The organism is Aquimarina pacifica, from assembly GCF_000520955.1.
Taxonomy (GTDB): Bacteria; Bacteroidota; Bacteroidia; order Flavobacteriales; family Flavobacteriaceae; genus Aquimarina; species Aquimarina pacifica.
The window spans coordinates 63,195-74,960 of record NZ_JACC01000003.1; the positions used below are offsets into that span (position 1 = coordinate 63,195).

General features: G+C 31.5%; 10 protein-coding genes. 7 read left to right on the forward strand and 3 right to left on the reverse strand.

All coding sequences use genetic code 11. The features are described 5' to 3' along the window. Positions 1-3 precede the first annotated feature (3 nt). Entirely contained in the window at positions 4-1,614 is a 1,611-nt protein-coding gene (locus tag DZ60_RS0102595; protein ID WP_025740239.1) for an FAD-binding protein, read from the forward strand. Between the two features lie 18 nt (positions 1,615-1,632). Here DZ60_RS0102595 and DZ60_RS0102600 read toward each other — a convergent pair whose 3' ends face one another. Together DZ60_RS0102600 and DZ60_RS0102605 are read right to left on the reverse strand one after the other, a co-directional pair. After that, positions 1,633-2,403: an N-acetylmuramoyl-L-alanine amidase gene (locus DZ60_RS0102600; RefSeq protein WP_025740241.1), complete on the reverse strand. Its 771-nt coding sequence runs from the start codon at positions 2,401-2,403 to the stop codon at positions 1,633-1,635. A gap of 111 nt (positions 2,404-2,514) precedes the next feature. Continuing rightward, positions 2,515-2,943, reverse strand: a complete 429-nt coding sequence (locus DZ60_RS0102605) for a DUF4231 domain-containing protein (RefSeq protein WP_025740243.1) — start codon at positions 2,941-2,943, stop codon at positions 2,515-2,517. Between the two features lie 154 nt (positions 2,944-3,097). Here DZ60_RS0102605 and DZ60_RS0102610 point away from each other — a divergent pair, with 154 nt between their 5' ends. Continuing rightward, the gene (locus DZ60_RS0102610; RefSeq protein WP_025740244.1) at positions 3,098-3,850 is read left to right on the forward strand and encodes a toll/interleukin-1 receptor domain-containing protein; all 753 of its coding nucleotides are present in this window, start codon (positions 3,098-3,100) and stop codon (positions 3,848-3,850) included. Between the two features lie 47 nt (positions 3,851-3,897). On the opposite strand, the gene DZ60_RS24805 is transcribed toward DZ60_RS0102610, so the two are convergent. Beyond that, the gene (locus DZ60_RS24805) at positions 3,898-4,134 is read right to left on the reverse strand and encodes a hypothetical protein (protein WP_152537349.1); all 237 of its coding nucleotides are present in this window, start codon (positions 4,132-4,134) and stop codon (positions 3,898-3,900) included. A 689-nt stretch (positions 4,135-4,823) separates the two neighbouring features. On the opposite strand from DZ60_RS24805, the gene DZ60_RS0102615 reads away from it, so the two are divergent. The 5 genes from DZ60_RS0102615 to DZ60_RS0102635 all read left to right on the forward strand — a co-directional run bounded on the left by DZ60_RS0102615 (position 4,824) and on the right by DZ60_RS0102635 (position 11,760). Continuing rightward, positions 4,824-5,237: an HYC_CC_PP family protein gene (locus DZ60_RS0102615; RefSeq protein WP_025740247.1), complete on the forward strand. Its 414-nt coding sequence runs from the start codon at positions 4,824-4,826 to the stop codon at positions 5,235-5,237. A gap of 105 nt (positions 5,238-5,342) precedes the next feature. Continuing rightward, on the forward strand, positions 5,343-9,086 hold the full coding sequence (locus DZ60_RS0102620) for an efflux RND transporter permease subunit (RefSeq protein ID WP_025740248.1): 3,744 nt from the start codon (positions 5,343-5,345) through the stop codon (positions 9,084-9,086). A 12-nt stretch (positions 9,087-9,098) separates the two neighbouring features. Continuing rightward, the gene (locus tag DZ60_RS0102625) at positions 9,099-10,403 is read left to right on the forward strand and encodes a TolC family protein (protein ID WP_081740364.1); all 1,305 of its coding nucleotides are present in this window, start codon (positions 9,099-9,101) and stop codon (positions 10,401-10,403) included. 30 nt (positions 10,404-10,433) lie between these two features. Continuing rightward, a complete protein-coding gene (locus DZ60_RS22315; RefSeq protein ID WP_025740253.1) occupies positions 10,434-11,027 on the forward strand; it encodes a DUF3347 domain-containing protein in 594 nt (197 codons plus the stop codon). A 1-nt stretch (position 11,028) separates the two neighbouring features. Further along, entirely contained in the window at positions 11,029-11,760 is a 732-nt protein-coding gene (locus DZ60_RS0102635; protein WP_025740255.1) for a heavy-metal-associated domain-containing protein, read from the forward strand. The last annotated feature ends 6 nt before the right edge of the window (positions 11,761-11,766 follow it).

Consider the following 11,766-nt stretch of genomic DNA (forward strand, 5'->3'; position numbering starts at 1 on the left):
ATTATGGCAAATACTACTTCTCATCTTGTGTCCAAATGGGATACATTACATAATAATGGTCCATTTGATTTAAAGTTATTACAAAAAACAAAGTTGCAAGGAAAGTCCAATATGCCATCAGAAATTGATCGGTATAATGATAGTGCGAACGAGATACGTCGTCTTTTACAAGAGGCATTAGATCATAATGATGGTTTTCGGGCATATGGAGCAAGATGGTCTATGTCTAGTATTGCTCATCAAAAAGATCGTATGCACTATAATGTTTTTATGAACTTAGATTTACAAATTTTATCAGATGATATACATAAAGAATCTGTATACAAAAGAGAAAACTTGTTCTTTTTTCAATGTGGAAATACAATCAAAGAAATTTCTCAAAAATTAGATTCACACGGTAAATCGTTAAAAACAAGTGGCGCTAGTAATGGTCAAACTATTGCTGGTTGTATTTCTACGGGGGTTCATGGAGCCGCTTTTGGGGTAGGAGCAATACAGGACTATATTGTAGGGCTTAATCTGATTATTGGGCCAAATCCAGAAGATATAGTATATATAGAAAGAAAAACCAAAGCAGCTCTGAATAGTGCTTTTGCTGCAAAGATTAAATCTAGAGTGATTAGGGATGATGATATGTTCAATGCCGCTTTGGTAAGTCTTGGCTCTTTTGGTTTTATTCATGGGGTTGTTCTTGAAGCTGAAGATCGTTTTTTGTTAAAGCGCTATGTTCGTAAGATTGATAAGAATATTGCGCTTACTTTGGCAAAAACATTAGATTTTAAGAATTCAGATTTTAAAATTAATGGAGAAACAGATGCAAACGGAAAAGGAAATACTCCTTATCATTATAAAGTGTTTATAAATCCTTATACCAATGAGAAAGAATATGTTATTGAGGTAATGTATAAAAAACCATTCATAGATAATTATCCAGATCCATTTCATACTATTGATAAATCTATATATAAAGATTTGATATATTTATTAATAAAGATAAGTGAACGGTTTCCTAAACGTATTCCTTGGTTTATTAAGCAGTTGCAAAAGCAAATTTTACCAGATGTAAATGAAGAATCTCTGGGGACGCTTTATGAAACCTTTTGGGACGCTCCGTATCAAGGGCCGGCATTTGCGTGCTCATTTGGTGTAGATAGTAGTGATTCAGAAAGAGCTCTGAATGCGCTAATGAATCTCACTAAAAAAGAAGGGCCTATTCCTGGGATTTATGCTATGAGATTTGTGAAGAAGTCAGAAGCAACGCTAGGATTTACTAAGTTTCCTGTTACTTGTGTGATAGAAATAGATGGTGTTATATGGAAGAAAAGTAGAAACTTAATGAGTTTACAGGAGTTTTCAAAAAGAATGATAGAGGTATTACAGCAACATAATATAGAATTTACTATTCATTGGGGAAAAAATGCGGATTGGGGGTTTTCTGGATTACTTGACGATATGTACGGTAGCAAAGCTTTAGAGTGGAAAAAATGTAGAAACCTCTTACTATCCGATAAAATGAAGGAGGTGTTTTCTAATGATTTTTTGCGAACAGTTGGATTGTCTGAAAATGTGGTACATTTTGATAATGAACCAGAAGATTTAATTGTATCTAATTAAAGGTGAAAGCCTTATATTTTACATATTTACAGCAGTGATGAGCTTGTTCCAATCAAAGGCTTCGCCAATATCCCATTTTCCTGAATTTCTGTAGTTTACGTGAGATAGTATGCCGTTAAAGTTTTCTACTTCATTTTTTGACAAGGTGTCATATCTCTTATCTTCAGGCATAAATTGCATAGGAATATTGTAGGTATGTGTTAAGTATTTTAATAATAAAGCTAGGCTATCATATTGTTTTTGTGTAAATGAGGCAAAATATTCTTCTCCTCTATAGGGTGTAGTTAGTTTTTCATACAACAAGGTTTCATTAAGGCCGCAATAAATATCAGTTTCTGAGTATGAAGACACAAGGTTACTACCTTTTTTTCTAAGATACCCGATATTAGATAATTCAATACCGATCGTTTGCTTGCTCATTGTGGTATTACCACCAATGGCCCCTCTACCTAAATGGTAGGACCAATACTGAGATGACCATAGTTTTATAACGGTTCCGTTACGAGCAATAACAAAAGGAACAGAAACATGGTTAGATGGGATCGTCAATTGTGCAAGATCACCTTTTAAATAGCCTGCAGTAAAATGTAATACGATTTTAGTTTTAGGTATTGTTTCTTTATAATAAAAAGAATCATCTTTATTTACTCTTTCACAATACATATAATCTAGCAATGTTCCGTCACCTATATTAATAGACTCTGGAATAATATTGAATTGTTTTCCTAAAGAGTCCTTGCCATTTTTAAAAAAAGACTTTTCATGAGATGGTATGCTCGATGCTTTCATAAAAGTTTTTCTAACTAAAGTTTATAAAGTAAAATGTATGGGTTAAAAATGATTCAGGGTATCTAAATATACTAAAAAATACAATGAAGTGATTTAAAATAATACTCTTTTCTAATCATCTTCATTTTCCATTATTTCTGTCCAGGCAGAATTTTCTTTACTCATTATGTTTTCGATTCTACTCACAAATTCTTCAAACTTTTTATTACCTTCTTTATAAAATCCAGAACCTGTTAGATACATAAATTTTTCATTTTTTAGTAAGGAAGAAGTAGCACGGTATTTTATCCATTTTTCTTGAAACTTTACTAGCGAAGAAACCCCTGTTAATAGAGCGACAAGCATACCTAGAACTCCTACTATGTAGCCAAGATAAACTGGGCCAGTTTCTAGAAATCCAGATAAAAAAGGTATAATAGCAGAAAAAATAATAACTAACCCCCGTGTCCAATAATGCAGATTTTTATTTGCAGAACTTTTCTTAGAATACCAATCTATTTGTCCCTCGACACGTTCATCTATATATTGTTCTTCGTTCATTTATGTATTAATTAATAGAATTTCAGTTAAATTTAGTAATCTTAATTGGTATAGTATATTTTCTGTATATATTTTTATATGTAGAATTTCGATATGAGAGCTATTTTTCGTTTATTTCATTAAGATTTAATTTATTTGAACTATTACAGCCACAATGGAAAGAAACGGAGTTTTTATTAGTTACAGTAAGAAAGATGCAAAGTGGTTAGATTATTTAAGAGTTCATTTGTCTTATCTTGAACGAGAATATAAGTTTACTATTTGGGAAGATTCTAAAATAGAAGTAGGGGCAGAGTGGCGAAAAGAAATACATAAAGCCTTAAGCTCAACAAAGGTTGCTATTTTATTAGTAAGTGCCAATTTTATCTCCTCTGATTTTATCAATAATGAAGAATTACCTGCTTTATTAAGTGCAGCAGAAGATGAAGGAGCATATATTTTTCCGATTATTGTTAGCTATTGTATGTTTCATGATATAAGTGCGTTATCAAAATTTCAAACGATTAACAGACCTTCAGAACCATTAACTATAATGAATGAAGGACAAAGAGATGCGCTCTTTACAAAGGTTACCAAAGAAATTAAACGTGTACTATCTTTAGATACTAGTATAGTAAACTCTGCTGATAGAGAACATTTACTTACCACAAAAGAACTCAGATTATCTTTTATACGTGTTGAGATAATGACTATTTTTCATTCTAATGGCAGTGTGTCTGATGTTGGTTTATCTATAAAGGATGTGTGTGATAAATCAATATTTAAGAAAAGAAAAGAGGTAGTTAGCATAATTCACGACCTAGAAGCTTTAAAATTTTTAGATAAAACCAAAGTAAACAAAGTAGGTTATTATTCGCTTACAAAATTAGGACACAAATTTATTAAAGAACATCATTACAATGTATAACATTAGTTTTTGTTTGTAAGTTGTTGGTTTACCTTATTACTCCTGTTTTACGTCTTGAGCGAGACGGTATAAAGCAAACCAGTACAGATATTACAAACTTGACTACCAATACCTCTTAAACTTTTTCCTGTAACATTTGATAACTGCGTATATTTTATGTCAAAAGAAATGGTATCCCTTGTGACATAACAAGCAGTATTTGTTAAAGGTTCAATCAAAGGTTGGTCTACCGCTAGTAATCCCAAATGGTTACCAAGTCGTAAATGTATATTTGGTTTGAACATGATTAAAATATTTATTAATTCATTACTATTAAACTTATTAAAAGAAATATCAAGTTTTGTACCAAAATGAATTTAATTAAATTATTTTTTTACTTGCAAAAAATATAGTGTAATTCTAAAAATACGCCATATAAAACATAAAAAATATTCTAATATATTTTTTACTAATTTCTATTAACAAAGAGTGCTTAACTTTTTCTATTCGTTCCCTGTTCAGGAACCTAATATTTAGAACCTGAGAAGAGAATCGAACAAACCAATATGCGAGATTATATGTATCATTCTTAGTTTATTATTTCTAATGCAAATTTACGAATAAGTATTGAGCTGTACAATGTGGTAAAACCGTAAATTTCAATTGATTAAACAAACAAAATAGTACAGTTATTTCATGTTATCAGCACTAGTATAAAATGTATTGATTTTTAATACACTTTATGTAATAGAAATCTATTACAACCTAAAACTACTTCAATCACTGGCGCTTCTGTATATTTTTATAATTACTATAACGGTGCTATGAAGAAAACAAGAAAATGTCAATGTGTATTGCAGTTTTAAATCTCTTTACTAAGTTCTATTGCATAAATCAGGTTTAATGAATACCTAGGTAAATGTTTTCAAATTTGTAACATACTCTCTGATTAATTGTATGTTATGTTATCAAATTTTCATACTTTTGTTTAATTATGAAGTTTTTTTTACATAAAATAGTAGCTGTTTTTATGTCATTGATAGTATTTCTGTCAGTGTTGCCTTTTTCTATTGGCATGCACTATTGTGGAGATACATTAGTAGATACTGCTATTTTTAGTAAAGTCAAAACTTGCGGTATTGAAAAAGCCGTTTCTAGTACTTCAGGGTGTTCTGTGACCAAAAAAAGTTGTTGTTCTGATAAAGAACTTATGTTTGAAGGTCAGGATGAATTAAACACTCCTTTTAATCAAATAACAATAGAACACCGATTTTTTATTGATTCTTTTTATTACGTATACATTAGATCCTTTGAGGATGTAAATAATAATGTAATTCCTACAGAAGAGTACCCACCACCTTTACTTTATAAGGAATATTATATCCTTAATCAAACCTTCTTGATTTGATTTATTAAATAATTTGTTACTACCAATTGAGACTTCTTCGAAGTTTTTTATTGCGTCTAAAATTAGACACGATAAGGTTTAAAAATTATTTAATACATATGATATATGCTAAATAGAAGCATTAAATTTATTTTAGAACATAAGATAATTGCTGTACTGATTTTACTTGTCTCAGTTGGGGTTGGTATTAGCACAGCACCTTTTGATTGGCGATCAGGTATCTTGCCTAGTGCTCCGGTGGCTGTAGATGCAATACCTGATATTGGCGAAAATCAACAAATTATTTTTACCAAGTGGCCAGGACATTCTCCACAAGATATTGAGGACCAAATTACCTATCCATTATCTACGGCTTTATCAGGAATTGCCGGTGTAAAAACAATCAGGAGTTCATCTATGTTTGGTTTTTCTAGTATTTATATCATTTTTGAGGATACCATAGAGTTTTATTGGAGTAGAAGTCGTATTCTAGAAAAACTGAACGCACTTCCTGATGAATTGCTGCCAAAAGGGATACGCCCATCTTTGGGACCCGATGCTACAGGACTTGGACAAATATTTTGGTATACCATTGAGGGACGTGATGAGAATGGTAATGTCACTGGTGGATGGGATTTACACGAATTACGTACCATACAAGAATATTATGTCAAAAAATCTTTGTCGTCTGCCTCGGGGGTTGCAGAAGTAGCATCTATTGGAGGATATGTAAAAGAATATCAGATTGATATTGATCCAGAATTAATACGACAATACGGTATTGATCTTAATCAAATAGTTGTAGCTGTTAAACAATCAAATAGAGATGTGGGGGCACAAACAATTGAGGTTAATCAAGTAGAATATATAGTTCGCGGATTAGGCTATATTAATTCTATTGAGGATATCGAAAATACAGTAATAACATCTCATGAATATACTTCAATACGTATTAAAGATATAGCCAAAGTTAGTATAGGGCCCGCAGCCAGAAGAGGAATATTAGATAAAGAAGGGGCAGAAGTTGTTGGAGGAGTTGCAGTGGCTCGCTATGGTGCTAACCCATTAGAAGTTATTGATAATGTCAAAAGTAAAATAAGAGAATTGAGTTTAGGGCTTCCTTCAAAAAAACTAAGAGACGGTAGGACTTCAAAATTAACAATTGTGCCCTTCTATGATAGATCAGAGCTTATAAAAGAAACTTTAGGAACACTTAATGAAGCGCTTACATTAGAAATTTTGATTACAATCCTTGTAATTATCTTAATGGTATTTAATTTGAGAGCGTCAATTCTTATTTCGGGGCTCCTACCAGTAGTTGTTTTAGTAGTTTTTATTTTTATGAAACTTTTGGATATCGATGCCAATATAGTTGCACTCTCGGGTATCGCCATCGCTATAGGTACAATCGTTGACGTAGGGATTATACTTTTAGAAAATATCATTTCTAACCTAAATAATAATAAGGAAAATATATCTACAGATGTTGTTGTTTATAATGCAACCACAGAAGTTTCGGGAGCAATTCTTACTGCAGTAGTAACAACAATTATTAGTTTTATACCTGTTTTTTTATTGATTGGTTCTGAAGGAAAATTATTTAGACCCTTAGCGTATACCAAAACAATTGCTTTAATAGCATCGTTAGTGGTAGGGTTATTTATTATCCCACCATTTTCAGCATTTTTATTTAAGAAGAAAAATATAAAAAAATGGATGCAATATGTTATTAATCTATTCATTTTTGTAGTTGGCTGTATTACCCTTTTAAAGGGAATGTGGTTAGGAATTGCGCTTCTAATATTTGCGATAACTTCCATTCTTTGGTTATTAAAGATTTGTTCTAAAAAAAGAGTAAATCAGGTATATATGATTGTCTCTGTAGGTGTGGTACTTGTTTTGCTTTCTGAGTATTGGCATCCTTTGGGAGTGCATAAACCTATACTATTTAATTTTACCTTCGTTACTGTTATTTTTTGTGGTATTCTAGGGATTTTTATTTTATTCAAAAGGTTTTACCAGCAAATCTTAGAGTGGGCATTAAAACATAAATTGACCTTTTTAAGTATTCCTTTTTGTTTTCTTCTTATTAGTTTTTTGATTTTTAAGAATACAGGAAGAGAATTTATGCCATCTCTAGATGAAGGGTCTTTTCTCTTAATGCCTACAAGTGTAGCTCATGCAGGCATTGCTGAAAATAAACGAATTTTACAACAATTAGATATGGCTGTGGCTCATATTCCAGAGATACGCACAGTTGTAGGTAAGGCAGGTAGGGTAGAATCTGCTCTTGACCCGGCACCACTATCAATGTACGAGAATGTAATTCATTATAAACCAGAATATATGTGTAATGATGATGGCGAACGAGAACGATACAAGGTTACTAAAGATGGATTATTTGTATGTCAAGATGGTAGTCTAGTTAATAACAAAAATATTCAGGTAGACTCTGATGTAAAAATAAAGAAACCTTTAAAGGAATTCTTTTTAATAGAAAGAAAAGATCTTATAGTAGATAAAAATGGAGAGTTTTATCGTAACTGGAGACCAGAAATACGTAACTCGAATGATATTTGGAATGAAATTATTAAAGTTACAAAACTACCAGGAATTACCTCTGCTCCAAAATTACAACCTATAGAGACCCGTTTATTGATGTTACAAACGGGTATGAGATCACCAATGGGAGTAAAGGTTAAGGGGCAAAATCTGGAAGAAATTGAGGCATTTAGTACACAACTAGAACAAATTATAAAGGAAGTGCCTGGTGTTAAATCTGAAGCAGTTTTTGCCGATAAGATGATAGGAAAACCCTATTTACATATTGATATTAATAGAGAGAAGCTGGTACGTTATGGTATTGCGATAGAAACGATACAGCAAATAATAGAAGTTGCCATAGGAGGAAAAACACTTACTCAGACTATCGAAGGAAGAGAACGTTATAATGTTCGAATACGGTACCCAAGAGATGCCAGAGATACACCAAATGACTTGTCCAAAATTTCTATTCCAATAGGAAATAAGAATAACGTTACATTAAGTGAATTAGCCACAATCAGATATCACAAGGGACCACAAGTAATTAAAAGTGAGGATGCATTTTTGGTTGGATATGTTTTGTTTGATAAAGAGTCAGATGCGTCTACATTAGATATTATTAAAATAAGTAAAGAAATCATTAAAAGTAGAATTGAAAATGGTCAGATTAGTATACCAGAAGGAGTGAGCTACCAATTCACAGGAACCTATGAAAATCAAGTACGTGCAGAAAAAACATTGTCCTTTGTTATCCCATTAGTTTTATTGACTATTTTTTTGATTCTATATTTTCAATTTCGTTCTATAACTACTTCTATAATTATTTTTATAGGAATTGCAGTTGCTTTTTCTGGTGGATTTCTGATGATCTGGTTATATGGTCAGGATTGGTTTATGAATGTGCATATAGGAAGTAATAATTTGCGTGAGCTTTTTCAAATACATCCTATTAATTTAAGTGTCGCTGTATGGGTAGGTTTTATAGCACTTTTTGGGATAGCAACTGATGATGGGGTCGTAATGGCAACGTACCTTAGCAATATTTTTGATAAGAATAATCCTAAATCTATTATCGAAATAAGAAAATCTATAATAGAAGCCGGAGTAAAGAGGATTCGCCCCTGTTTAATGACTACAGCAACTACTATTTTGGCATTACTACCAATACTTACATCGACAGGACGAGGAAGTGATATTATGATTCCGATGGCTATCCCAATTTTTGGAGGGATGACAATTGCTTTATTAACACTTTTTGTAGTGCCTGTGCTTTTTTGTCTAAAAGAAGAGATACAACTTAAAAATCTAAATAAAATAAACTTGTAATGGCTGATGTATATGATTATTAATGTTTTAAAATATAAAATACCGGACACAACAAATTACTTTATAGTATTTGATAAATCGATTTCTTTTTTGCCACGTATTTTAAAAATTTTGAGTGCGGTTCTATTTTTTATAGTTCCAAATATATATGCACAACAGCTGCAAATGTACATTCAAGAGGCTGAACAAAATAATCCAAAAATACAGGCCTTTGAGTTGCGTTATGAAGTAGCAAAGGAAAAAATAGAAGAAATAAGCTTGCCAAATACTCAGTTTGGTGTTGGATATTTTGTGAGTAAACCAGAAACCAGAACAGGTGCGCAAGAAGCAAGGTTTTCTGTTAAGCAAATGTTGCCTTGGTTCGGGACTATAAACGCAAGAGAAAAATATGCAGGTTCACTTGCCGAAACAGAGTATATAAACATAGAAATTGTAAAAAGAAAAGTAACTCTTGCCGTTTCAGAATCTTACTATAAACTTTTTGCAATTACATCTAAATTAAGTCTATTAGATGAAAATATTACTCTTTTAGAAATCCATGAGCAAATGTTGCTAAAATCGATAGAAGTTGGTAAATCATCTTTGGTTGATGTACTAAAACTACAGATATATAAAAATGATTTGCTCGAACGTAAAGAAATTCTTGAACAGAATTTTTTATCAGAACAGGGTATTTTTAATGCACATCTTAATCGTGTCTCAAGTAGTAAAATTATTGTGCCTGAGACTATGATTATACCAGTAGCAAATAACGTCATTGAGTTAGAGAGCGATAGCATACAGTTTAATCCTGAACTACTTAAATATGATGCATTGTATGAGAGCATTGTAAAATCAGATTTGGTTAATCAAAAAGAAGGATCTGCGCAAATTGGTTTTGGAGTCGATTATATTCCTGTATCAGAGCGAACAGATATGTTCATAGTAGACAATGGTAAGGATATAATCATGCCCATGGTATCTATTTCTATACCATTATTTGGTAAGAAATATGATTCTAAAATTCGTCAGAATCAATTTAGAAAAGAGGAAATTAAAGCACAGAAAAAAGAAAAAGAAAATGTAATGAAAGTACTTCTTGGCAAGGCTATTTCAGGAAGAAATTCTGCAATAATCAAAAATAATACTCAAAAGAATAATTTGAAACAATTAAAAAAAGTAGAAGGGATTTTATTAAAAAATTATGAAACGGGAATAATTGATATTGAAAATATTATCGATATTAATGCTGCCCAACTCAAGTCTAGAAATATTCAAATAGAAAGTATACAAAATTATTATATTCAAACATCAATTATTAATTATCTAACAAATTAAAACCTAAATTCATTTTAAAAACTATAAACAATGAAAAGAACAGATGTAATTCTTAAAACTGTAATAGCCTTATTTATGGTAGTTGCTTTTTTAAATTGTAAAAACCAAGATACTTCAAAAAATCAAAATGATGAGAGTCACCAGCACAATCAAGAACACAATCATGCAAATGATGGAGATCATGATCACAAACATCCTCATGACAATTCTGCTAGTGAAAAACAAATGGTACAAATCGAATTTAAAGATGAGGAAACGAAAAAATTATTTCAATCCTATATAGAAATAAAAGAAGCTTTGGTTGCAGGGGATAGCAAAAAAGTAACTTCGGGAGCTTTAATTTTGGGTGAACAAACTAAAAATGAGATACTAGTAGAGGCATTAGGAGCTATTATAAAGACGGATAATATTGAAACTCAAAGAAACTCTTTTGCCAAAGTAACTGAACAAGTTGAAGGCATGGTAAAAGGAGCGCTAGTATCAGGAGAAATTTATAAGCAATACTGTCCAATGGCCTTTAATAATGAAGGAGGATCTTGGTTATCGATAGAAAAAGAAATCAAAAACCCATATTTTGGAGATCGTATGTTAAAATGTGGAAAAGTCACAGAGACCATTAAATAGGATGAAAAACATATATGAAATATCAGGAATGACTTGTCAGGGATGTCGCAAAAGTGTTGAGGATACTTTGAGTAAAGTTACGGGGGTTGATAGTGTAAAAGTCGATTTAGAATCGAAGACAGCTCATATCGATATGCAGGCTCCATTGTCCTTAGAAGCACTGCAAGAAGTATTATCACCTAAATATATAATTTCATTTCAGAATCAAGATATTCCTGATGTTTTATATAGCGAGGACGATATAAAACCTGTAAAGAGTAAATTATTAGCACTAAAACCATTACTAATCATTTTTGCATATTTATTTACTTCTAGTATTTTATTGAATCATGACAATTGGCGAGTAGATCAGGCAATGTTTGACTTTATGGGATTATTTTATATCGTTTTTGGTTTTTTTAAGATTATTGATTTATCCGGTTTTTCAAATTCTTTTAGGATGTATGATCCATTCGCAAAATTAGTACCGGCCTATGGTTATATATACCCTTTTATAGAAACTGTTCTTGGTGTACTTTTTTTGATGAGGCTCCTACTACCTGCAGCACTGATAACTACACTGATAATACTAGGAGTTACGACATTGGGAGTAATGAAGGTTTTATTGAATAAGAATCCTATAAAATGCGCTTGCCTAGGATCAGTATTTAAGTTACCCATGACAGAGGCAACACTTATTGAGAATATAATTATGATTGGTATGGCAATTATCATGTTAATTAAAAGTTTTTAAGAATTT